The organism is Methylicorpusculum sp., assembly GCF_030651835.1.
Lineage (GTDB): Bacteria > Pseudomonadota > Gammaproteobacteria > Methylococcales > Methylomonadaceae > Methylicorpusculum.
The window spans coordinates 48,747-72,388 of sequence record NZ_JAUSBX010000110.1; the positions used below are offsets into that span (position 1 = coordinate 48,747).

A 23,642-nucleotide genomic window follows, 5' to 3' on the forward strand; every position below is an offset into this window, starting at 1 on the left:
TTTATGGCGCTCCTCAAAAGGCTTTTCCCTGCCCAAAATGACGCCGAAAAGATCAAACTGAGAATTGCTGATTAAACCGCCGGTTAATCGCTCTCGGCTTGACCAGCCAAACTCAAGGCCAGCTGATAAAGGACTTTTTTGCGAACACCTGTGATTTCAGCCGCCAACGAAGCGGCCGTCTTGATGGAACATTCCTGCAACAGAATTTTCAGCACCTTAAATTGCTCATCATTTATTTCGTCATGACCTTTTTGAGGTACAAATCCGTCGACAATGACTACAAACTCGCCTTTTCGCATGTTCTCGTCCTGCGCGACTTTTTCCAGCATTACCTCCAAGCTCGATTTGACAATCGTTTCGTGCATTTTGGTCATTTCTCTGGCGATGACAATCTGATGATCCAGAGGAAAAACCTTGGCCATATCCTGCAAAGAAGCCAATATGCGATGACTTGACTCATAAAATGCCCAGGTTGCCGAGCAATTTAAACGCTCGGTAAAAAATGCCACTCTTGCCGAAGACGTTCTAGGTAAAAATCCTTCAAAGATAAACCGGGATACCGGCAAACCTGATACCGATAACGCGGCAATTAATGCACACGCACCGGGAATGGGCACCACATCAATTCCTGCATTTTTAGCCAGCCGCACCAAAGGCATGCCGGGATCACTCAGCAAAGGGGTGCCGGCATCCGAGACCAAAGCAATCGACAATCCCTGTTGCAATTGTTTCAAAAGATCACCCGAAACCCTATCTTCGTTATGCTGATGCAATGACATCAATTTGTTATTGATATTGTAATGCTGTAATAAATGCAAAACATGCCGGGTATCTTCAGCCGCAATCAAATCAACTGTCTTTAAAACCTCAATTGCACGAAAACTAAAATCAGCCAAATTACCTATTGGCGTTGCAACAACGTATAATCTGCCCGCTTGATCATTCATTCATTTTCACCTGATTTCCTGCTGTGAGGGTATGACAACCACCATGAGACGGCTCTATCATTCTAATTTACTCTTGTCGGGCGTCATTTTGCTGTCGGCTTGCGGCACAACAGGAATTGAGCATTCAAGCTATGAGCAAGACGCTAAAGCAGCCAAAACTTATATGCAGCAAGGCCAACCCAAAAAAGCGGCTCGAGTCTATCAACATCTGGCTGATAACGAAACGGATTTGCAAGATCAATTTCGCCTTTTAGCGATTGAATCAATGATTTTGTCAGGCGACATCAATACCGCAAAAACTTACGCTCAGGCTATCAATGCCAGTCAATTATCAGCCCAACAACAAAGTTTGCTCAATCTCTATCAAGCCCAGATTGATCTGAGCTTTGGCGAGGCCGAACAAGCCGTTGCCCGTCTGGAACAAATTCGTCCCGAACTGCTGCCAAACAACGATTTGATCAAGTTCTATCAATCCAATGCCTTTGCTTACTCATTGACCGGCGACCTGATCAAGAGCGCAACGTCGCGCATAGCACTAGGCCCCTTGCTTCCTCCCGATCAACAAGCCAAAAATAATTCGGCAATACTGGAAGCGCTAAATCTAGTGCCTTTAAACACGCTCCAAGAAACCCAAGCACGCAGTTCAGGTTACTTGACGGGCTGGTTGTCGCTGGCTAGACTGGTCCGCCAGGATTCTCAAAATCGCGTTCAACTTCAAAACGACTTCGTGCAATGGCAAAAAGCGTTTCCCGGCCATCCCGCCAATGATTTGCTGCCTCAAATTCTGGCCGGCCTGCAAAACCTGCCTGGCATTATTGCCATCATTTTGCCCGGTTCCGGCACTTATGCAATGGCAGGCAAAGCCGTCCGGGAAGGCGTGATGGCGGCGTATCACCAGGATAACAGCACATCTAAACCAGAGCTGCGTTTTTATGACAGTGAACAATCATCCGCAGCCGCACTGTACAATCAGGCAAAAGCCGAAGGCGCCCAATTGGTGATTGGCCCTTTAAGCAAGCCGGACATTATCGAACTCGCCGGCGCTGCAAACCTGGAAATTCCTGTCCTGGCATTAAATAATGTTCCGGAAATAGCCAGAGAAAACCTGTATCAATTCGGCCTCAACCCCTTCGATGATACCGAGCAAGTCAGCGCCAAAGCCTGGTCAGACGGTCACAAAAAAGCGTTGCTATTGATCCCTGAAACGGAACAAGGCGCTCGCATCCAGGGTTTTTTTCAACAACTTTGGGAAACCGGCGACACCGCTCTTTTGGAGACGCAAAGCTACGACCCTAAACAAACTGATTTTTCGGAACCTATCAAAAAATTACTTAATCTGGATGAGAGCACTTATCGCTTCGAAAAGCTACAGCAACTCATTCCGGACATCACATTCACACCCCGCGTTCGACGCGATGCCGAATTAGTCTTGCTTAACGCCTATGAGACGGCTGCCCGCTCGATCAATCCGCAACTCAAATACCTGCAGGCAGCTCATTTACCGGTTTACGCAACACCGCAGGTCTATACCGGTCTACCCAATCCATCCAGCGATATCGATCTGGAAAATATCGTTTTTTGTGATACGCCGTGGCTGTTCGAAGACGCCTACCCTGGACCGCTCAGCTTTTCCGCATTGGAAAATGTCCGGGAAAGCTTCCCGCCCATTTACTTGCGCCTGATCGCAATGGGTATAGATGCTTACCATTTGACCTCTCAACTGGATCGCCTTGCAAACGAGCCATTTAAAGGCGCCAGCGGTAATCTGACACTGACAGAAGGCAACCGTATCAAGCGTAATCTTGTCTGCGCCCAATTTAATCAAGGCCTGCCGCTTGCAACAGGCATTGTTAACAGCAGCCGGCTTCAGACTGATAGTTTGCCATCCACATCGGAAAACATGTCTATAGAATGATGGCGCTTATACCCAACAGAGACAAACCGCCTCATTTAGCCAAAGGCTCTGCGACTGAAGAGCAAGCTTGTCAATTCCTTATAAGCCAGGGACTCAAACTGATTGATAGAAACTTCCGCTGCCAGAGCGGGGAACTGGATCTTGTCATGCTTGACGGTAAAACGCTGGTGATAGTCGAAGTCAGATATCGCAAAAACAACCGTTATGGCGGCGCGGAAGCCAGTGTTACCCGACAGAAACAAGCAAAGATTATTGCCGCCACCCAATATTATTTAACCCAGCACAAAACGGGAGCGTCCATTCGTTTTGATGTTGTCGCAATGACAGGAGACAATCCTGTGAATTGGATAAAAAACGCCTTTCAAACATAGTGGATTTCATGAGTTTACAAGATCGTATCGAACAACATTTCACTCAAAACACCCTGACCCAACAGGAAGCACTGCTCAACTTAAGCGAAATCATTGAGTTTGCCTCTTTAAGATTGGTCGCCACGTTACTGAATGACAATAAAATTCTAACGTGCGGAAACGGTGGCTCCGCTCTCAATGCCACGCAGTTCGCCGTTAAAATGCTAAACCGTTTTGACCGTGAACGTCCATCTTTGCCCGCTTTTGCTCTAACAACCGATACCGCAACGATCACGTCAATTGCAAACGACCATTTATTTGATGATGTTTATGCCAAACAAATCAGAGCCCTAGGGCAAGGCGGCGATATTCTTTTACTGTACACCGCCAGCGGCAATTCGGCCAATATGGTCAAAGCGGTCAGCGCGGCTCATGACAAAGAAATTTCAGTCATTGCCTTAACCGGCCAGGAAGGCGGCATGCTGGCACCTATTCTCAATGAGACCGATGTAGAAATACGCGTGCCTTCAAATATAAGACACCGGATTCAAGAAACGCATTTATTGATTACGCATTGCTTGCTGGACCTAGTCGATCAACAGCTGTTTGGGGAAATCAGCCCTTCAAGGTAATCATCGAGGCTACAGGACGGACCTCGAAACGAAATCTGTCCTGTATAAAAACCGATACCCTTATTTCGTTTTCAATAATATCTTTTTTGCATACTCGTTTGGAATTTGAGTGGCAGCCTTTAAGCGCACCGCTTGATAATTGAAAGCCACGCTGCCCTTGGCGGCTTCATTTTTGCCAAGAATAGCCAACGATGCACCATGACCTTTAGCCGCCGCTTTCTCATACCATTGCGTGGCTTTTTTGACATCTTGCGGCATGCCCAAACCCCTGTCGTACATTGCCGCCACAATAACTTCAGCTTCCAGTAAACCTTGCTCGGCCGCTTTAAGCATCCAGACTGCCGCCTCCTGAACATTGACTTCATAACCGTCTCTACCCAGTAAAAACAAAGCTCCTAATTGAGCCTGAGCAAGCGCATTGCCTTGTTCGGCCGATTCCTTTATGGGAATCTTTGGTACGGCCTCTTCGGCATGGGCCAAGGTTATGCATGACAAGACAAAAACGCATACCATCAAATTTATAATTTTTATCATTTCGCCACCTTCCTGCCTTATTTGAATAATTTTTTATTGGCCGTGGACATATTGACTCAATCATCCAGAAATTTCTTTATTTAAGCTTTACTGCAGTCCCGTAAGCCAAAATTTCGGACGCATTAGCCATGATATTGCTAGTCGTAAAGCGAATATTGACGATGGCATCGGCGCCACGACTTTTTGCTTCGGTTACCATTCTTTCAATGGCAATATCCCTGGCCTCGGCCAACATATCGGTGTAGCCTCTAATTTCTCCGCCCACCAAGCCTTTTAAAGCCGCCATCAAATCACGTCCGACATGCTTGGATTGCACCACATTGCCCACTACCACGCCCAAACTCTCTTTAACTTCTCGTCCCGGCACATCCGGAGTTGTCGTAAATATCATCGTTATTTTTCCGCTTATTGAATAAAAACTCTATCAAAAGAACATTCCGCCGCCCCATCAAATCCAGTTAATTCGGGATATTTAAACGACGCGTTTGCTATTTATAGCAAACTTTACCGCAATCTTTTCCTGCGAAAAGGTTGCTTGACCATCACTATAGATTAAAAAAACAGAAAAACGAGGATAACTCAGCGACGAATTCAAATCGATTAAGATGACTGGCTCTGGAAAAATAATACCATATAAAACGAAACAAACACCCAGAAGCAATAGTTAGAAAAGAAATTACCGATTTGAATCATTGTTTTCTCGCGATGAGCCCGGAAAAGTTATACCACTTAAAAAACACTTCGCTATGCTCAAAGCCTATATTCTGTAGTAAGGTTATATTTTCGCTGAGCTTGTAAGGTACAAGAATGTTTTCCAGGGCTTCTCGTTTTTGCGAGATTTCCATTTCGCTGTAGTTATTCCGGCGCTTGTAGTTATAGTACTGTTTAATAAACTCGCGATTAAACACACTATCTTCTGCCAGTATTTTTTCAACCAGAATTAACACACCGCCACTTTCCAAGCCATCGAATATACTTTTCAACAGCTTTTCTCGTGAAATGGGGCGAACAAATTGCAGTGTCAGACATAAAACGACAACCGAAGCATTGGAAATCTCAACATCCCGATTCAAATCAGCCAGACGCAAATCAAATGGCCGGGAAAAACCGGCATCCTTGAGCTTGATTCGGCATTTATCGAGCATCTCGACCGAATCATCAATACCTATAAACCGTATATCTTGGGATACGCTGGTATTCATGCCGATTAAGGTGGTGCCGGTGGCGCAACCCAAATCATACACATCCGTACCCGATTTGGCATAATCAGCGGCTAACTCGGCCATCATTCGCTGTATTTCCCCGTATAAAGGCACCGATCGATTGACCATATCATCAAAAACGTTTGCCACTGTAGAACCGAACTTAAAGTCACTGGCTACTTTAATTTCTTCTTTAAAAACACGATCTTTATCCGACATAAAAAAATAAGTATTTAAGGCGCTAAACAAATTGAAGTGGGTAATTAAATATCAATATGATTATTACATTTACTCCCAGTGCAAGGTCGCTTTTTTACCCTGTTGACGGCCCTATGAACACATCCTTAATTCAAAAGACAGTCATTTACTGACAAGGATATTAATTACACCGACATAAAGCCTACTTCTCTCTGCAGATTTCATCGATGACTTTCCCCGACATATACGACTGATATGCCTTGAAGGACCGCAACTCATATTTCATTTTATGCCATAGCAATTCGATACAGATCAAGTAAAAAGCTTTAGGCCGGATCTGCTATAAAAAAGAGAGGTTGCATCCGCTCTTACCGCCGCCAATGCACGAATATCACTGTATTTTGACGATATCTAACGGACAATAAAAAACCCGCTAAGCCAGATAACTTGCGGGTTTTTTAGTATTCTTTGAATCTTTATGATTGCTTAGGTGGCGGAGAGAAAGGGATTCGAACCCTTGATACGTTGCCGTATACACACTTTCCAGGCGTGCGCCTTCGACCGCTCGGCCACCTCTCCACTAGCATGCCCATCAGATGGGAACGCGCAAGAATAAAGGAGATTTGCAATGTATGCAATGCCCCTGACGGATTTTTTTACTCAACCGTCATGCTTTCCAGCTCATCCCAGCGAGAATAGGCTTGTTCCAGCTGGACTTCAATGCTCTTTAGGTCATCTAAAGTCTTGGCTACGAGAGCCTTGTCATTTTTATAAAAATCGGCAGCGCTGATTTTCAGAGACAGATTGGCTTGTTCTCTTTCCAACCGACTAATGGTTTCCGGCAACGCTTCGAGTTCTTTTTGATCTTTGTAACTCAGTTTTTTCTTTTTTGCCGCTTCCGGTTTGGTTTTTTTCTCGGTAGTTTCGATTTTCTTGACTGATTGCTCTTTTTGTTGCTGCGCGCAGTAAGCCAGCCAATCGCTGTAACCACCGACAAATTCGTTGATCAGGCCTTGGCCTTCAAAGACCAGCACACTGGTCACGACATTATCCAGAAACGCTCGGTCATGACTGACCAGCAGTAGCGTGCCTTCGTAATCGACCAGTTTCTCCTCCAGCAATTCAAGCGTTTCCAGATCCAGATCATTGGTAGGCTCATCCATGATGATCAGGTTAGCGGCTTTGGTGAATAAGCGCGCCAGCAACAGGCGGTTTTTTTCGCCTCCCGACAAACTTTTAACCGGAGAACGCGCTCTGGCAGGAGCAAACAGAAAGTCGCCAAGATAGGACATGACATGACGCTTGTTTCCGGCTATCTCGACATAGTCGTTGCCGTCGGCAATCGAGTCTACGACCGTCATTTCAGGATCCAGCTGTTCACGCAATTGATCGAAATAAGCCACTTGCAGCCGAGTGCCCTGCTCTACGGAACCACTGTCAGGCTCGATTTGCTGGAGCAACAGCTTTAACAGCGTTGATTTTCCTGCCCCGTTCGGACCGATTAATCCGATTTTGTCGCCACGCTGAATCAGTGTTGAAAAATCTTTGACCACCGGATTGTCGTCATAACTTTTGCAAAGATTGATCGCTTCAATTACTTTTTTACCGGAGGCATCACCTTTTTCCATCGTCAGTTTTGTTGTGCCTTGCAGGTTCCGGCGCTGTGACCGTTCATCCCGCAACTTTTTAAGCGCTCTTACCCGGCCTTCATTCCGGGTGCGGCGGGCTTTTACGCCTTGCCTTATCCAGGCTTCCTCCAGCGCCAGTTTTTTATCGAACTCGGCATTTTGATTCGCTTCGTCTTCCAGTGCGGCTGCTTTCCGGAACAGGTAATCATCATAAGTGCCCTGCCAGGAAACCAGTTGCCCCCGGTCCAAATCGACAATGCGAGTCGCCAGTTTCTGCAGGAATGCGCGATCATGGGTTACGAACAGCACCGCCCCCTGAAAACTAAGCATCTGATCTTCAAGCCAGGTGATGCTTTCCAGGTCGAGATGGTTGGTAGGCTCATCCAGCAATAAGACTTCCGGCTCTATAACTAAGGCTTTAGCCAGCGCCACCCGACGTTTCCAGCCACCCGACAAACTGTTTACCGGCAAGTCCGGGGGTAAGTTTAACCGGCTGAGCGTACTTTCCACGCGTTGTTGGAAATGCCAGCCGTTTTTGGCTTCGAATTTGTGTTGTAAATCGCCTAATTCCTGCAACGCTTTGTCATCTGCGCTACCCATCGTCAAAGACAAGGTGTGATAACGGGTTAGCCATTGACCCAATTCGCCCAAACCACTGGCTACTGCATCATAGATAGTTGCCTCATCGGGTAAATCCGGGGCTTGTTCCAGCCATGCCAATTTAAGCTCAGGTTGCTTCCAAATATCGCCGTGATCAGCAGCAATATTGCCGGCAATAATTTTCATCAACGTGGATTTGCCCTCGCCATTTCTTCCTAATAGACCTACACGTTCGCCGGGATCCAGTTGAAAGTCAGCGTTATCCAGTAATAAGTGAGTACCAAAAGCGATTGAAACATTGGTTAAGCGTAATAAGGGCATAGTAATTATTGATGAAGTTGTAAGTAACGTCTTAAAGTATCCAGGGCCAACACGGCTGACTGATTTTGTTTGCGCTGAGCCGGGCCGCTGATCATGTGCTTGACCTGCAGCATTCCATGAGGTGTTAACAAAGCCGTACTGATTTCAACGGCGATATTTTTATCGCGTATCGTGTTCCGGTCGCTTAGATGAAGCTGAACCAGCACCAGATCGACCTTTTTCTGGTGTTTGATTTTTTCCGCGATAGCTACAGCAAGCAGATCCTTGTCGTTTAACGCCAGATCAAAATCTTCGGCTAGCTGCTGAATATCGGAGTAATAGGCGCCTTCGATTAGCCAATCACAATCGACACATTTAGCCGACAGCAAACCCTGGCTCAGGGTTTCTATAAAGACTGCCTTTTGCTTCTGCACCTGCATCAATCGATCAACAACATTGACCAAGTCACCAGAGGCATGACCCGGCCTGTCAATGCTAAACACAAAGTCGCCAATATTTGCGGCGAAGGCATCTATCAGTTCAGTCATGAGAACCTGATCATAGTCATGGGGGAATAATAATTTGGTTTCCACATGATCGACACCGGCACGAAAACCCAATTGCACGGTCTCCGGTATTTTAATCGATGCAACCGCGGTTTGAATGTCGGATTCCCCGATACCCACTGTTTTAAGCGAAACCAGCTGCTTGGGTTTCAACGAGAACTGCTTGCCAAGATGATCCCTGACAAAACTGTCAAACAATTGACGCATTTCACTAGGCACGCCGGGTAAAAATACGAACCAGCAATCGTTGTATCGCATTGTAAAACCGGGGGCCGTTCCCCATTCATTATCAATCCGCTGAGCACCTTTTGGTAAATACGCCTGTTTACGGTTGACTTCGGGCATGGCGCGTTTTCGTTTTAAAAAAAACCGCTCGATTTGTTCGAAAGCCACCGGGTCAAATTCCAAAGGCAGTGAAAAAGCCTGAGCTACGGCTTGGGCCGTTAAATCGTCGCTGGTAGGGCCTAATCCCCCGGTACAAATACAACAATCCGAACGTTCGGCTATTTCGTTCAAAAGCGTAACCAAATCTTCCAATTTATCGCCGACGGCCGTTTGGCGAGTTATCATAAAGCCTAAATTAACGCAGGCTTGGGCAAGCCAGGCGGCGTTGGTATCCACCGTTTGACCGGTGACAACTTCTTCTCCCTGGGAAAATAGCTCTAGTTTCGGATTCATGTTATGGCTGTGCTTGAAGTGAATGTCATAAGTGTGGAGGCCGATAATGCGCCTATTTTTAACGTTTTGATTGAATCTTACGAAACTGACAAAATTTGATGCCAAAACGGTAAGGTTATTAAACTCAAGGTAGTCGTCAATGTGACAGCCATGGCATATAAGCCGCTGTCCAGCCGGTAACGATCGCAGAAAACAATACCCAAGACCATACTCGGCATGGCTGTTTCAAGAATGGCGGCCGCTTTATGATCGCCTTCCAGGCTCAAAAAACCGGCAAGCCAAAGTGCAAATAACGGCATGATTGCCATTTTTATAACAATCACCGGCAGTACATAGGGTAAATTGCGAACGGTGACATCTTTCCAGCTTAACGCTAATCCCAATGAAAATAACATAATCGGCACCACGCCCGCCGACAATTTCTGCAAAACGCCATCAAGCCAGTCGGGCATGGCGATCTGATTCAGATTCAAGGCTACCGCCAGAAATGCAGCCCAAAACGGAGGCGTATTGAGATACGATAACACAGCTTTTGACTCACCGGTTTCCGAATCGCCGAAGCGTTTAACGACCATGATACCAATCGTAAACAGAAAAGGTGCAGTCGCAAATAAATCCATCTGAATAGCGACCGAGCGGGCCCAATAACCGTAAGTTTGTTCAAGCACCGGCAAGCCCAGATAGGTGACGTTTGGAAAGGCCGTCGCGAGAATCATTGCACCCAGCCGGTGCCGTTCGAACTTTAAAAGGCGCCCGGTCAACACAATACAGACCATGGCAAAGGCAATAGCCGCCACCCCAAGCAAACTGTACTGCAAAGACTGCCTGCCGATGTCGGCCTGCCATAAGACATCAAGCACCATGGCCGGTAAAAACAAATAATAAACGACCGTTGTCAGAACCGGACGCGCTTGTTCTGCAGTCAAACCGCCCGGTCGAAACAGGCGCCAAGCCGCGCCGCAGGCTATCAGCAAAGCCATTTGAAGCAAGGTAGATATCATATCAGGCGGAGTGCTCAACCAAACGGCGTATTTTAACATTCACGCTCAAAACAAGTTCCGGTAATATAGCCTGCTGCATATTTAGACTTAACCCTTAGACCTGAACCAATAGACATGACTGATTCTTTCATCTCCAAGAAACCCATTCCTACCCGTGAGCGCCTGATCATGGCGCTGGACGTACCCAGCATACCCGAAGCGCAAGCTTTGGTTGAAGAACTGGGCGATGCTGTCATTTTTTATAAGGTCGGCATGGAATTATTTATGGCTGGCGACTATTTCGGCTTTATCGAATGGCTTAAACAGCGCAATAAAAAGGTCTTTGTCGATTTAAAGTTTTTTGATGTACCGGCTACGGTAGGCCGGGCCATTCGCGCCCTTAGCCAAAAAGGCGTTGATTTGGCGACTATTCACGGCAATGATGCCATCATGGAAGCTGCCGCCAAAGAAAAAGGCACACTCAAAGTCCTCGCGGTAACCGCTTTAACCAGTCTGGATCGCGGCGATTTAGATGATTTGGGATTTCAATGCGATGTCAGGGAGCTGGTTTTATCCCGAGCAAAACGCGCTTTACAAATAGGCTGCGACGGCATTGTCTCCTCCGGACTTGAGGCCCCAATGTTAAGACAGGAGCTGGATGATCGTTTATTGATCATCACACCCGGCATCAGACCGGTGGACAATCGTGAGGAAGATGATCAAAAAAGAGTCGTGAGTGTGGAGCAGGCATTTAGAAATGGCGCCGATTACATCGTGGTAGGCCGACCCATTCGGGATGCAGATAACAGGCAAGCGATGGCCGAAAAAATTCAGCAGCAAATAGCGGCGCAGTTCGGATAACAGAATCCGCTTTAAGCATATAGCCTGGATAAAGCGCCAGCCGAATCCAGGCTTTTATTTACTTAAAGTTGGTGATGTCCACGTAATATCAGTAATTCCCAGTTTAAGCTTTTTAGCGTTAATTAGGGGCGAGGTAAGCCGTGAACCTATCCATGGGGGCTTGACGATAGCGATCCTGCTATCGACATCCTCGCCAAACTCACCTTACCCCTTCTTTGTTGTCAAATTGGGAGTTGCTGCCGTAAACTGCCGCGCCGGCATGCCGACTCATTTATCGTCTATACTTCTCGCTCTTATCATGTTGTCCTCGCCGAGAAACTGTATCCGCCCGATCAAAACGGCTTAATTTAATTAAGCAATGTTATTTAACTGATCTTTTTTATGTTAAATAACCTGTTTTAATTAATTTACCGCACCGAACTATTGTTTATATTTTTTTCTGTGTTAATGTTTTGGACCTATGGAATTTCACATATCCTTTACTTCTTCCTATCTTGTCTCATTTTTGATGGGGCTATTGAGCAGCATGCATTGTATCGGCATGTGCGGCTCCATAATCGGCACATTGACACTCAGCCTGAAACCGGAAATTCGCAATAACAAAACCCGGCTTCTTCCGTATGTTTTAAACTATAATCTGGGCCGTATTTTTAGCTATACGGTAGCAGGTGGCTTGGCTGGCGCAGTTCAATTTTTACTGATGCTGCCGTTTGGTGAAGCGATTGCTTACCGCCTGTTTCAGATGCTGTCCGCAGTCATCATGATCGGCGCAGGCTTTTACATTGCAGGCTGGTTTCCCCGCTTTGCCTACATTGAAAAAGCAGGCTCACGTTTCTGGAAATTGATAGAACCCTACGGACGAAAACTGATTCCTGTCAAAACCCGGCTACAGGCTTTTCTGTTTGGAATGGTCTGGGGCTGGCTGCCTTGTGGATTAATTTATGCCGCATTGGCTCTGGCTGCAACTACGGGTGACATCACCCGAAGCGCATTAACCATGCTGTCATTTGGAATAGGGACTTTACCTGCCGTCATCGGTGTCGGTATAATGACCGGCATACTGACAAGGTTATCGAGGATGCGGTATTTTAAACAGGCCGTAGGCCTTTTTATGATTATTTTAGCCTTGTTTGCAGCCCTTCCGTGGCTAAACCCCATGCGTTTACAACATATTTAATAAGTCGAGGTTCCAGTGGATCATTTTAATTCTATTATTGGTCAGTCTCCTGCACTCGAATCTTTAATTCGTAGCGCCAAGATGGTTTCCGCTACCGACGTGACTGTACTTCTCAAAGGAGAAACAGGAACCGGTAAAGAAGTTCTTGCCAAAGCGATTCAAAAAGAAAGCAACCGGGCCAATAAACCTTTTATCACCATCAATTGCGGTGCTCTCCCTGAAAGTTTGGTTGAATCCGAATTATTCGGTCACAGAAAAGGAGCTTTCACCGGCGCAACCGGCAACAAGCTGGGCATATTCCAGGCAGCTGACGGCGGCACTTTATTTCTGGATGAAATCAATTCCCTGCCTTTAGCCATACAGGCCAAATTACTGCGTTTTCTGGAAACAGGCGAATGCTTGGCAGTCGGCGACACTAAACCTTATTTTGTTGACGTAAGAATCATTGCAGCCACCAATAATGACTTGTTGCAGCAGATTGAAAGAGGCGATTTCAGACGCGATTTATATTTCCGCCTGAATGTTGTCCCACTCGACATACCTCCTCTTTCTCAACGCACTGATGACATTGAAAAACTGATACGTCATTTTCTTAATCACTTTTCAGAAACTCACGGCATTACAGCGCCTAAATTCAGCAAACAGGCATTAAAAACTCTGAAAGGCTATTCGTGGCCGGGAAACATACGCGAACTACGCAATTTATGCGAACGCCTCAGCATCTTGCTGGCAGGCAGGACGATTGAGCCAGAAAATTTGCCGCATGAATTCAAAGCGAGCACACCCATTTTTAATGAACCGTCCAATGCCGACTTCACGCTACCTGCAACCGGAATCAAACTGGAAGACCTGGAGCTCGATTTAATCCATCAGGCGTTATCAAGAACCAATGGCAATCGCAGCAAATCGGCCCGACTATTGGGTATTTCCCGAGACACGCTGCTTTATCGTATCCAAAAACACGGTCTGGCTACTCATTAATCTCAGGCCAATCAGGACCATGGAAGGTCTTACGCTAAACATCTGACCCATTGAACGGTCACATTATCACTCTTACCCTTCGCTCTCAGCACTGACAAGCGCGCCATCTTACCTAATTCCACACGACCGCTGGCGGGTTCTGCCAATTGTAGCCATTCCATGGGTTTGACGTGCTCCCAAAAACCATCGGTACACAACACAAAGGTTTCACCTGGCTCCATCTGCGGGTAAAGATTGACTTCAACAGGATGACTTTTCGCAATATTGATACTTCGCGTCAGTTGATTTTGCTCAGGATGCAAGCCCATCTCTTCTTCTGTTATCTCGCCCTGATCCAGCAATTTCTGTAACACCGAATGATCCCGGGTACGCCAGATAACCTTGCGCGGACTCATACGGTAAACCCGGCTGTCGCCGCAATGAGCGGTCAAAACAAACCGGTCATTGACAAATAATATGGCACAGGTCGTATGCGCTTCATCTGCAGTAGGATCATTTCCGAATAAACGCTTCATCTCATCAACAGCATCTTCGACCCAAGCCGATAACACATCCAATGGAAATGAACGGATATTGTCAGTGAATCGCTCGGCCAATTGCATCATAGCCTGACATAGAAATTGAGCCGCTTTTTCGCCTGATTGATAGCCGCCCAAGCCGTCTGCCACTATAAAAAGCCCGTAGTCCTCGTTAATCTGATGCGCCATTGCATCTTGATTAGACTCGCGGTCGCCGGCAGACGTTAATTGATAGCAAACAAGTTTCATATCTATTTCGTAGAGAGGCTTTCCAAGCGAGCCTGTCTCATCAACTGTTTCATATCAGCCACTGACTTGGATAAGCCGGAAAATAAGGCCTGTGCAATCAGCGCATGGCCAATGTTCAATTCAACGATTTCAGGTATTCGACAGATGGCTTCCACATTTGCGAAATTCAAGCCATGACCGGCATTCACCTGAAGACCCACCGAATGGGCGTAGGCCGCCGCCTGCCGTATTCTTGCCAATTCTTCTGCCCGTTCCACTGCATTGCGGGCATCTGCGTAACGGCCGGTATGAAATTCAACAACGGGAGCTCCCGCTTTAAGCGCAGCATCTATTTGCCTTAGCTCAGGATCTATAAACAAAGACACTTCAATGCCCGCATTACCCAACGTACCACACACTTTTGCCATTCTTTGTTGACTGGCGATTACATCCAGACCCCCTTCCGTTGTTAATTCCTCACGTTTTTCCGGAACCAAACAACAAGCGGCCGGCGCAACATCTATCGCTAAAGCCACCATTTCATCAGTGACTGCCATTTCAAAATTCAAGCGAGTGTGCAGCATCTCACTCAACAAGTAAATATCCCTGTCCTGTATATGCCGACGATCTTCTCGAAGATGCGCGGTTATACCATCCGCACCCGCCTGCTCTGCTATCAAAGCGGCCTGAATAGGTTCCGGGTATTTGGTTCCCCTTGCCTGCCTTAAAGTTGCTACATGATCGATATTAACGCCCAGCAAAATAGTTGTAATTTTCATTCTTCACATGTGTTTAATGATTTTAGCAATGGTCTCCCGACTTTTAAGCAACTTGCCTTGCAAATGAAAGTCGATCACCATTCTCATGATTTTTTTGGCTTGCAGTAACGATTCTTTATCTTTGAACTGGCGAGAATGCAAAGCGTGCAAAGTGGTGCCATTGATTTCCCCGTAAACCGATTCCCTAGGCCCTTGCTCAACGCTGAAATGATACTTTCTATCGGCCTCTACCAATTGATGGGTTTGACTGTCATAGCGTATGTCCAAACCATAGCCCACCAACTCCAGTAAGTTGACCTCAAAACAGCGCAGACAGCTTTCTACTTCAGCGCCATTTTGCAAAGACATAAGACTCTGCTGATAAAGCTCAAATACTTCAGGATGGGGATCGGATTGATGCAGAAAATGCGTTATGAGTTCGTTGATATAAAATCCGCAAAAAAGCGCTTTACCTTGAAGAGGACTGTCAAACGCACTGTGCTGATGTTCGGCATGGGACAAATAATGTAGCTCACCGCGCCCGGCACCATAGGAAAGTAGCAACGGCACAAACGGCATCAGCACGCCCGCCAGTTTGGATTTTGGTTTTCTCAAGCCTCTGGCTAGTAAAGAAATCCGGCCAAAATCACGCGTCAAAACGTCCGCAAGTAAACTTGTTTCACCATAAGGCCAATGCCGGATTAAAAAGCCTGGCTGCAGAGAGACGAGCCTTTCACTCATTAAATCCTAAACTCTGTAATGCACGCTCATTATCAGACCAACCGTGTTTAACCTTGACCCAAAGTTGCAGATACACTTTCTGCCCGATCAGACGCTCAATGTCATGGCGCGCATCGGTGCCTATGTTTTTAAGCATTTCGCCTTGCTTGCCGATGACTATCGATTTTTGAGAGTTCCTTTCTACCCAGATAATCGCATATATTTTTGACAGAGTGGGATGCTCTTCATAGCGCTCAATCTCAACGGTGAGCGCATAAGGCAATTCATCCCCCAATCGCCGGGTCAACTTTTCCCTGACAATTTCAGCGCATAGAAACCGCTCCGGCCTATCTGTAATCTGATCTGCCGGATAGATGAGCTCTCTCTCCGGCAATAATTTCATGATCAGGGATTCGAGCATCTGCAAATTAGTGTTTTTAAGCGCGGAGATAGGAACGATATGCTCAAATGGAAACCGCGCCTGAGCTTCTGCAAAAAAAGCCAGCATCGTGTCTTTATCCTTAACCTTATCCACTTTATTGACAGCGAGGATTGCAGGCAGACCGGCTTGCTTTAATTTGGCAAAAATAACGTCATCATATTCCTGCCACGCCAAACCATCGATCAACCAGACCACGACATCAACACCCGCCAACGTGGATTCTGCTGTTCTGTTAAGGTAACGGTTAAGCGCTTTTTTCTCGTTATTATGCATACCCGGCGTATCCATATAGATAGCCTGACCTTCATCGGTGGTATTAATCCCCAGAATCCGATGCCGGGTTGTTTGTGGTTTTCTTGAAGTAATGCTGATCTTCTGCCCCAGAAGATGATTCATTAATGTTGATTTACCAACGTTAGGACGACCGACTAAAGCGACATAGCCACAATTCATTAATTATCTCTCTTTAGTAAGATCAACATTTGCTCAGCGGCATCCTGTTCTGCTCTCTTTCTTGAAACGCCTTTTCCAACTGAGAATTTATCGGTCAAATCGATAGAGCATTTGACTTTAAATGTTTGCTCATGAGGCAAACCTGACATGGATAAAAGCGTATATTCGGGCAGACTGAGTTTTTTGGACTGCATCAGTTCCTGCAATTGTGTTTTAGGGTCTTTTTGCCAGTTCTCCAGCGACAGGCAAGTAAACTTTTCGTCAAACATGGTCAGAATCCACTGTTTGCACACCTCAATGCCCTGGTCTTTAAAAAGAGAACCGATAATGGCTTCAAAAGCATCCGACAAAATAGAATCGCGCCTGAACCCACCGCTTTTTAATTCACCGGTGCCTAAAATAAGATAATCACCGACATTATGTTTTCTTGCCACATCTGCCAAAGAACACTGATTCACAAGACTGGCCCTGAGCCTGCTTAGCACGCCTTCACTCGCCTCGGGAAAAATCTCATGCAGTTTCTCGGCAACGACAAATCCTAAAATGGCATCACCCAAAAACTCTAATCGTTCATTATTTCTCGCACCTACACTTCGATGCGTCAGCGCCATGACAAATAACTGAGGATCATTAAATTTAAGGCCCAGTTTTTTACAAAGCACTTCCGGGTTTTTTATCACTCCTGCCCTACCTCAATAATTTCATAAAAATTTACCAGCACACTCAAATTGCCGACGATGGGCTTAACGACTTCATATTCAATTTCAACTTTTAAATAACCGCCACGGCGAGTCACCCTGACATTGTCTTTTGTTACATCCGTTACATAATTCATGTTGAAGCGCTTTTCCAGAGAACTCCATACCTCTTCCCTAGTCACCGTCTCAATATTTTCCATCTGCTCTACCCCTGTCAAAGCACTTTTCACTTTGCTGTGGTCGATGTAAATCGGCGCAATTTTTAAAACCAGCAACGTAATAAAGGCAATTAAGCCCAGCAACAGTGTCAAGGTTATTAAGGTCAGACCGCTTTCGCGATTAGATGACAAGTTCATTAGAAAACTCCTGAGTCAGATTTAAAACTCATTAAGTGTAGTTTACTTAAGCACTGTACCAATGCGGTCAAAACCAATGCCTTTATTCTGCCAATCCCAGCTCATCCATATAAAAAAGGCCTTGCCAACCAGATTCTCCTCGGGAACAGTCCCCCAGTAACGGCTATCGTTACTGTTATCGCGGTTGTCACCCATGACGAAGAAGTGCCCTTCCGGAACGACATAAACACCTTCCACCGAAGGCGCGCCATTATGTATCAGAATACTGTGCTCAACACCTTGAAGGTTTTCCTCAAAATGTTCAGCACCGGTCATTGACTGGCCTTGACCGACCCCGTGATACATGCCCAGGGAAACGCGCTGAACCGGCGAACCGTTGACGTAAAGATTTTTATTGTAATAAGCGATTTTATCACCCGGCAAACCGATGATCCGCTTGATGTAATCGACAGCCGGCTCTTTTGGGTATCTGAAGACGACAACATCTCCTCTTTCAGGCTGATTCATGTCAATGACTTTGGTATTGATAACAGGCAACCGAATACCATAAGTAAACTTGTTCACCAGAATAAAGTCGCCAATTAACAAGGTCGGCATCATGGAACCTGATGGAATCCTGAAAGGTTCCACTAAAAACGAACGCAGCACCAAAACGATTAATACGATTGGAAAAAAAGATCGGGCATATTCGACAATCAGAGGTTCGTTTTCAGGAACCGGTTCTGTGTGCGTGAATTTGAGCAGCAAAATATAAGCGCCCCAGATAACACCTGTTACAACCGTAGCCATCAGCAAAAAAAAAGAGAAATCGAAATCCATGTTTAATTGATAGGTGATGATAGGAAAATGGTTTTGGCGAAAATTACTCTTTATTAACCTGAAGCACAGCTAAAAAAGCTTCTTGAGGTATCTCGATATTACCGACTTGTTTCATCCTTTTTTTGCCGGCCTTTTGCTTTTCGAGCAGTTTCTTTTTGCGCGTTATATCACCTCCGTAACATTTGGCAGTGACATTTTTTCTCAACGCTTTTACTGTGGATCGAGCAATAACCTTGGAACCTATTGCTGCTTGAATGGCTACTTCGAACATTTGGCGAGGTATCAATTCTTTCATTTTTTCGACCAGATCGCGACCCTTGATATGACTCATTTCCCGATGCACGATGATGGACAAGGCATCCACTTTATCACCGTTGATCAATATGTCCAACTTGACCAAATCGGCTTCTTGAAACCGGAGAAACTCATAATCAAACGACGCAAAACCACGGCTTGCCGACTTTAAACGATCGAAAAAGTCCAGCACCACTTCGCTTAAAGGCAGTTCATAATGCAGTGAAACCTGACGTCCCACATACTGCATATCCTTTTGCGACCCTCTCTTTTCAATACACAGCGAAATCACTGCGCCCAAATAATCCTGGGGAACCAGTATATTTGCGCGAATGATCGGCTCTTTGATGGTCCGGACAGTGCCGGTATCGGGAAGTTTTGCCGGATTATCCACCATCAAAACTTCATCGTTATGCGTGGTCACTTCATAAATTACCGTGGGTGATGTGGTAATAAGGTCCACATCATATTCGCGCTCCAAGCGCTCCTGAATAATCTCCATGTGCAGCATGCCAAGAAAGCCGCAGCGAAACCCAAAACCCAACGCTTGAGATGTTTCAGGCTCAAACTGCAACGCTGCATCATTAAGCCTTAGCTTATTCAACGCTTCACGCAAATCTTCATAATCATCTGAGCTGACCGGATAAAGCCCCGCAAAAACCCGCGGCTGAACTTTTTGGAATCCGGCAACAGGCTCATCGGCAGGATTATCGGTCCAGGTAATCGTATCGCCTACCGGAGCGCCGTAAATATCCTTGATAGCGGCTACCATGAAACCGACTTCACCGGTTTTAAGCTCGTCCCGCTCTTGACGCTTTGGCGTAAATACGCCGACTTTCTCAACCAGGAACGACTTGCCCGTAGACATGATCGTAATTTTCTGTTTTTTGCGGATACTGCCGTTAAATATTCTGACCAGCGATACTACGCCAAGATAACTATCAAACCATGAATCGATAATCAGCGCTTGCAAGGGGCCCTGCTCGTTGCCCTTGGGAGAAGGAACCAGCTCGATGATCTGTTCCAAAACATCTTCAACACCGATTCCGGTTTTTGCGCTGATTTTTAAAGCCGCATCAGCAGGAATACCGATAACGTCCTCAATCTCGGCAGCGACACGCTCCGGTTCGGCAGAAGGCAAGTCAATCTTGTTAAGCACAGGTACGACTTCAAGCCCTTGCTCGATAGCGGTGTAGCAGTTGGCTACACTTTGGGCTTCAACACCTTGCGCTGCATCGACAACCAGCAAAGCGCCCTCGCACGCAGCGAGGGAGCGTGATACTTCATAAGAAAAATCCACATGGCCGGGCGTATCGATAAAATTAAGCTGATAGGTTTCACCGTTTTTAGCAGTGTAAAACAAAGTCACGCTCTGTGCCTTGATGGTAATGCCGCGTTCGCGCTCGATATCCATCGAATCAAGCACTTGATTACCCATTTCCCGATCTGTAAGTCCGCCACAAATCTGGATAAACCTATCTGCTAAGGTCGATTTTCCGTGATCGATATGCGCAATAATGGAGAAATTTCTTATATTTTTTAAATCCACTGGTTACTTGTCTAGTTTAATTGCTAAAAATACCGGATTTCCGCGACGCTGGATCAAAACTGCAATTGATTTCCCGGCAGAAAGTTGACTGACTATCTTATCAAAATCGGCCACATCACGGACGATATTATTATTGATCCGTAAAATCACATCACCCGTTTGAATACCCGCTTGCGATGCAGGCCCTCTGGCAACCATCTCAACTAGAACGCCGTTTTTGATGACTTGCAATTGCTCTCTTTGTTGATCGGTTAAATTTGTTACTGAAATGCCCAAACGATTAGTCGGCTTGATTTCTTTTTTCTCAGCCGGCTGCTCGCTTTCTTCTTCAGGTAATAAGCCTACTTTGATGGGAATTGTTTTTTTCTCACCTTGACGAATCAGGGTTAAACTGGCTTTTTGATCAATCGGCGTCATTCCGACTATGGGCGGTAAGTCCCCGGACATTTCTATCGGGGTTCCATTAAACTCGGTAATGATATCGCCAATCTGCAACGCAGCATCTTCTGCAGGACTCCCGGCAACAATTTTTGCAACCAACGCACCAACAGGTCTTTTCATTCCAAAGGACTCGGCCAATTCCCGGGTAACATCTTGAATCTGGACACCTAACCAACCGCGAGACACTTTCCCTTTGGTTTTAATCTGATCAACGACATTCATCACCACATCCATTGGAATGGCAAAAGAAAGCCCCATAAAACCGCCCGTCCGGCTGTAAATTTGGGAATTTATGCCGACCACTTTACCATCCATGTTAAACAGCGGACCGCCTGAATTACCTGGATTTATCGCGACGTCTGTTTGAATAAAAGGCACATAATTTCCACCCGGCAAACTCCGGCCTTTAGCGCTTACGATACCCGCCGTCACTGATTGCTCAAATCCAAATGGTGAACCTATCGCCAATACCCATTCCCCCACTTGCAACTTTTCCGGAGAACCGATGACAACTGCCGGCAAGTCGGTGGCCTCTACTTTCAATAAAGCCACGTCAGTCCGGGCGTCTGATCCAATCAACTTGGCCGGCACTTCTCGGCGATCAGATAGTTTTACGATGATTTCATCGGCATTATTGACAACATGGTGGTTAGTCAGCACATAGCCATCGTTGGAAATCACAAATCCGGAACCCAATGAATTAGCTTCACGTGGCGCCATGCCGCCACCCGGTCCTTGAAAGAAATGTTTGAACAATTCTTCCATTTCCGGCGGAATGCCTTCAGGCAACTGAGGCATTTCAGTGGTTCCGGCCATATCATTTTCAGGCATTTTTTGTTTGGTACTGATGTTAACGACAGCTTTACCATTTTCTTTGACCATGACAGTGAAATCAGGCAGCTGAGCCAACGCTGATTGCGCAGCCATTAACAACAGCAAGAAAATTCCGTAAACATTTCTGAGCATAAAACCTCCGGGTAGACTCAAATAAAAAAATACAGCGCTGTCCCCGTATTAATGGCAAGACCAGCTAATTCAGTTTTGGTGGGGATTTAGTCGCCTAAGAATACAGCTAAAATTTTAGAATCCAAATGATAATGACTAGAAAGGGGCTTGACATGAAAAATTAGTTTTTCCTGCGCGGTCTCTTTCGTTACCAGCCGAAAGAAACATCCAAAAACGCTGCTTGTTAAGCCCGCGAGAACTCGAATCTCATTTTTTTCAAAAAGCAGAAAAGAAATAGTTTTTTCAGGGAATATTCAGCACATTTAATCAGAGCGAAGCTTGGCCCCTTCCGCAATCAGCTTAACAGCTGAAGGAGGCACTTCACCCATCACCGTAAGAAGGTAATTATCCACCAGACGACTGAAAGAATTAACAGTGCCGGATGAACTAGCGCCCAATTCCATCTTTTCATTTTTTTGTTCCAGGTAAACCGAAATAGATGAAAATCCATCACTCAACAATAAATGCTCAACAGGCTGGTCTGCATCACTCATGTTAAGCTGAATATAAAACTGGGGGGCAAAGCCACCTGGCACTTGAGTGAGCTCAAATCCGGCCTGATCAAAAGGCATGGGCATCCGATCATGGATATGCTGAATTTCCCGTCCGGAAAAGCTGGCATTGACATCAACTAGGGGCAGCGACTTTTCCAGCGTCATTTCGGTAAAGACCACCTGCTCTATTGTATTGTTGTTTTGATCATACACTTCAATTTTCAAAGGCAAAAACTGCTGTTTCTCTACCCAGATCCGCCTGGCATATCTGAACGCATCTTTGGGCTTGATATCCAAAACTCTTGCCGTCAAAAGAGCGACCTGCTCTTCACCTGAAAAAGTCAGGTCATAATATTCTTCGACTCCGTCCATACGCTCCGGCAAATCCATTAGAAATGAACGGGCAGACGGCCTGTGATCGACGACGACTTTGGACGTTGACTCAAAGAAACAGCTGACCTTATCAGCATCCCTGATAACTTCATGCATGGGGGAATTTAAGGTAATAAGACGCTCCTGATTTTGCCCTTCAATTGAAGCATGAGAATATTTGAGCGTGTTTAATTTTCCATTTCTAAGAAAAGCAACAGTACCGTGATAATTCAGCAAGTCCATGGCTTGCTGCATTTTCATCAGAGTTTGGCTTGGTGAAGGCTGAAGTTCATCCGCGAAAGTATTTGTCGCAGCCAGGATCAGAATAATACTAAACAGTTTTAACACGGGGTTATTCCTGACTGTAACTCACGACTCGAGCGTAAGGTTGGCGCTCAAATCCCCCGTCAATATAACGGGTGCTGTTATGGGCTTGAAGATATTCGGCAAAACGTGAAACGGATGGCTGAACCGTTCCCGCCTTTGTTTCCAAAGGCCTGTCTGATGGGACCAACGGCCGAGACACCTGGGCCAATGTGTTTAGTGGTTCTGGCTTGGTGTTTGAGGCAATAAGCAGACTTGGTTTATTAAGGGATTCAGACGAACTATAGGTTAGAAATCCTTGAGAAACCAAAACAGCCAGTAACGCAACGGATGCCGCTAATGCGGAAAGTCTCAAATTAGGGGTAAACAACGACTTTCGTTTGGGCAACAAGTAAACAGGTTCTTTCTGAATGGCCTGGTTTACCCGGGCTGCGAAATCAGAATCAACAGACAAGAAAACATCCGATTTAATGGCATGACCTATCGTTTCATAGCGGCTTAATTTTGCCTGCAAAACAGGGTCTTGCTTCATCTTTTTAAGAAGAGCAAGCGCCCTTTCTTTGTCTAAATCATTGTCAATTAATTGAGAAATTTTTTGATTCAGTTCTTCAATCATCAAAAA

24 protein-coding genes and 1 tRNA gene are annotated in these 23,642 nt (G+C 45.9%); 6 read left to right on the top strand and 19 right to left on the bottom strand.

Annotated features, from left to right (window positions below):
- Positions 1-83: 83 nt before the first annotated feature.
- A complete protein-coding gene (gene rsmI / locus Q7V32_RS14495) occupies positions 84-947 on the bottom strand; it encodes a 16S rRNA (cytidine(1402)-2'-O)-methyltransferase (RefSeq protein WP_304897692.1) in 864 nt (287 codons plus the stop codon).
- Between the two features lie 31 nt (positions 948-978).
- Here rsmI and Q7V32_RS14500 point away from each other — a divergent pair, with 31 nt between their 5' ends.
- Genes Q7V32_RS14500 through Q7V32_RS14510 form a run of 3 tightly spaced genes read left to right on the top strand, consistent with a single transcriptional unit; the run spans position 979 to position 3,844 of the window.
- Positions 979-2,862: a penicillin-binding protein activator gene (locus tag Q7V32_RS14500; RefSeq protein ID WP_304897693.1), complete on the top strand. Its 1,884-nt coding sequence runs from the start codon at positions 979-981 to the stop codon at positions 2,860-2,862.
- Positions 2,859-3,233, top strand: coding sequence for a YraN family protein (locus Q7V32_RS14505; protein ID WP_304897694.1), 375 nt, complete (start codon positions 2,859-2,861; stop codon positions 3,231-3,233). The genes Q7V32_RS14500 and Q7V32_RS14505 overlap by 4 nt, the downstream gene beginning before the upstream one ends.
- 8 nt (positions 3,234-3,241) lie before the next feature.
- Positions 3,242-3,844, top strand: a complete 603-nt coding sequence (locus Q7V32_RS14510; protein ID WP_304897695.1) for an SIS domain-containing protein — start codon at positions 3,242-3,244, stop codon at positions 3,842-3,844.
- A 60-nt stretch (positions 3,845-3,904) separates the two neighbouring features.
- Here Q7V32_RS14510 and Q7V32_RS14515 read toward each other — a convergent pair whose 3' ends face one another.
- The 7 genes from Q7V32_RS14515 to Q7V32_RS14545 form a co-directional block, all read right to left on the bottom strand.
- The gene (locus Q7V32_RS14515; RefSeq protein WP_304897696.1) at positions 3,905-4,378 is read right to left on the bottom strand and encodes a tetratricopeptide repeat protein; all 474 of its coding nucleotides are present in this window, start codon (positions 4,376-4,378) and stop codon (positions 3,905-3,907) included.
- Positions 4,379-4,454: 76 nt separating this feature from the next.
- Positions 4,455-4,769, bottom strand: a complete 315-nt coding sequence (locus Q7V32_RS14520; RefSeq protein ID WP_304897697.1) for a heavy metal-binding domain-containing protein — start codon at positions 4,767-4,769, stop codon at positions 4,455-4,457.
- Positions 4,770-5,067: 298 nt separating this feature from the next.
- Positions 5,068-5,799: a carboxy-S-adenosyl-L-methionine synthase CmoA gene (gene cmoA / locus Q7V32_RS14525; protein WP_304897698.1), complete on the bottom strand. Its 732-nt coding sequence runs from the start codon at positions 5,797-5,799 to the stop codon at positions 5,068-5,070.
- Positions 5,800-6,269: 470 nt separating this feature from the next.
- Positions 6,270-6,357, bottom strand: a tRNA-Ser gene (locus Q7V32_RS14530).
- 77 nt (positions 6,358-6,434) lie between these two features.
- Positions 6,435-8,327: an ATP-binding cassette domain-containing protein gene (locus Q7V32_RS14535; protein WP_304897699.1), complete on the bottom strand. Its 1,893-nt coding sequence runs from the start codon at positions 8,325-8,327 to the stop codon at positions 6,435-6,437.
- Between the two features lie 5 nt (positions 8,328-8,332).
- On the bottom strand, positions 8,333-9,550 hold the full coding sequence (locus tag Q7V32_RS14540; RefSeq protein WP_304897700.1) for a competence/damage-inducible protein A: 1,218 nt from the start codon (positions 9,548-9,550) through the stop codon (positions 8,333-8,335).
- 77 nt (positions 9,551-9,627) lie between these two features.
- A complete protein-coding gene (locus tag Q7V32_RS14545) occupies positions 9,628-10,590 on the bottom strand; it encodes an AEC family transporter (protein ID WP_370691467.1) in 963 nt (320 codons plus the stop codon).
- Between the two features lie 75 nt (positions 10,591-10,665).
- Here Q7V32_RS14545 and pyrF point away from each other — a divergent pair, with 75 nt between their 5' ends.
- The 3 genes from pyrF to Q7V32_RS14560 all read left to right on the top strand — a co-directional run bounded on the left by pyrF (position 10,666) and on the right by Q7V32_RS14560 (position 13,549).
- A complete protein-coding gene (gene pyrF, locus Q7V32_RS14550; RefSeq protein ID WP_304897701.1) occupies positions 10,666-11,391 on the top strand; it encodes an orotidine-5'-phosphate decarboxylase in 726 nt (241 codons plus the stop codon).
- 460 nt (positions 11,392-11,851) lie between these two features.
- Positions 11,852-12,568 (top strand): sulfite exporter TauE/SafE family protein, encoded by a 717-nt coding sequence (locus Q7V32_RS14555; protein WP_304897702.1) that lies wholly within the window; start codon positions 11,852-11,854, stop codon positions 12,566-12,568.
- A 15-nt stretch (positions 12,569-12,583) separates the two neighbouring features.
- A complete protein-coding gene (locus tag Q7V32_RS14560) occupies positions 12,584-13,549 on the top strand; it encodes a sigma-54-dependent Fis family transcriptional regulator (RefSeq protein ID WP_304897703.1) in 966 nt (321 codons plus the stop codon).
- 29 nt (positions 13,550-13,578) lie between these two features.
- Here Q7V32_RS14560 and Q7V32_RS14565 read toward each other — a convergent pair whose 3' ends face one another.
- From Q7V32_RS14565 to Q7V32_RS14615, 11 genes are all read right to left on the bottom strand, one after another.
- Positions 13,579-14,316, bottom strand: coding sequence for a PP2C family serine/threonine-protein phosphatase (locus tag Q7V32_RS14565; RefSeq protein ID WP_304897704.1), 738 nt, complete (start codon positions 14,314-14,316; stop codon positions 13,579-13,581).
- Positions 14,317-14,318: 2 nt separating this feature from the next.
- The gene (pdxJ, locus tag Q7V32_RS14570) at positions 14,319-15,074 is read right to left on the bottom strand and encodes a pyridoxine 5'-phosphate synthase (protein WP_370691468.1); all 756 of its coding nucleotides are present in this window, start codon (positions 15,072-15,074) and stop codon (positions 14,319-14,321) included.
- A 3-nt stretch (positions 15,075-15,077) separates the two neighbouring features.
- Positions 15,078-15,794, bottom strand: a complete 717-nt coding sequence (recO, locus tag Q7V32_RS14575; RefSeq protein WP_304897705.1) for a DNA repair protein RecO — start codon at positions 15,792-15,794, stop codon at positions 15,078-15,080.
- Positions 15,787-16,668, bottom strand: coding sequence for a GTPase Era (gene era / locus Q7V32_RS14580; protein WP_159652184.1), 882 nt, complete (start codon positions 16,666-16,668; stop codon positions 15,787-15,789). Before era ends, recO begins: the two co-directional genes overlap by 8 nt.
- Positions 16,668-17,348 carry a ribonuclease III gene (rnc, locus tag Q7V32_RS14585; protein ID WP_304897706.1) on the bottom strand — a complete coding sequence of 227 codons (681 nt, stop codon included), beginning with the start codon at positions 17,346-17,348 and terminating at the stop codon, positions 16,668-16,670. The genes era and rnc overlap by 1 nt, the downstream gene beginning before the upstream one ends.
- Entirely contained in the window at positions 17,345-17,722 is a 378-nt protein-coding gene (locus Q7V32_RS14590; RefSeq protein ID WP_304897707.1) for a DUF4845 domain-containing protein, read from the bottom strand. The genes rnc and Q7V32_RS14590 overlap by 4 nt, the downstream gene beginning before the upstream one ends.
- Before the next feature lie 42 nt (positions 17,723-17,764).
- Positions 17,765-18,541, bottom strand: a complete 777-nt coding sequence (gene lepB, locus Q7V32_RS14595; RefSeq protein WP_304897708.1) for a signal peptidase I — start codon at positions 18,539-18,541, stop codon at positions 17,765-17,767.
- 43 nt (positions 18,542-18,584) lie between these two features.
- Positions 18,585-20,384, bottom strand: a complete 1,800-nt coding sequence (gene lepA / locus Q7V32_RS14600) for a translation elongation factor 4 (protein ID WP_304897709.1) — start codon at positions 20,382-20,384, stop codon at positions 18,585-18,587.
- A 3-nt stretch (positions 20,385-20,387) separates the two neighbouring features.
- On the bottom strand, positions 20,388-21,791 hold the full coding sequence (locus tag Q7V32_RS14605; RefSeq protein WP_304897710.1) for a DegQ family serine endoprotease: 1,404 nt from the start codon (positions 21,789-21,791) through the stop codon (positions 20,388-20,390).
- Positions 21,792-22,093: 302 nt separating this feature from the next.
- Positions 22,094-23,044 (bottom strand): MucB/RseB C-terminal domain-containing protein, encoded by a 951-nt coding sequence (locus tag Q7V32_RS14610; RefSeq protein ID WP_304897711.1) that lies wholly within the window; start codon positions 23,042-23,044, stop codon positions 22,094-22,096.
- 4 nt (positions 23,045-23,048) lie between these two features.
- Positions 23,049-23,636, bottom strand: coding sequence for a sigma-E factor negative regulatory protein (locus Q7V32_RS14615; RefSeq protein ID WP_304897712.1), 588 nt, complete (start codon positions 23,634-23,636; stop codon positions 23,049-23,051).
- Between the last annotated feature and the right edge of the window lie 6 nt (positions 23,637-23,642).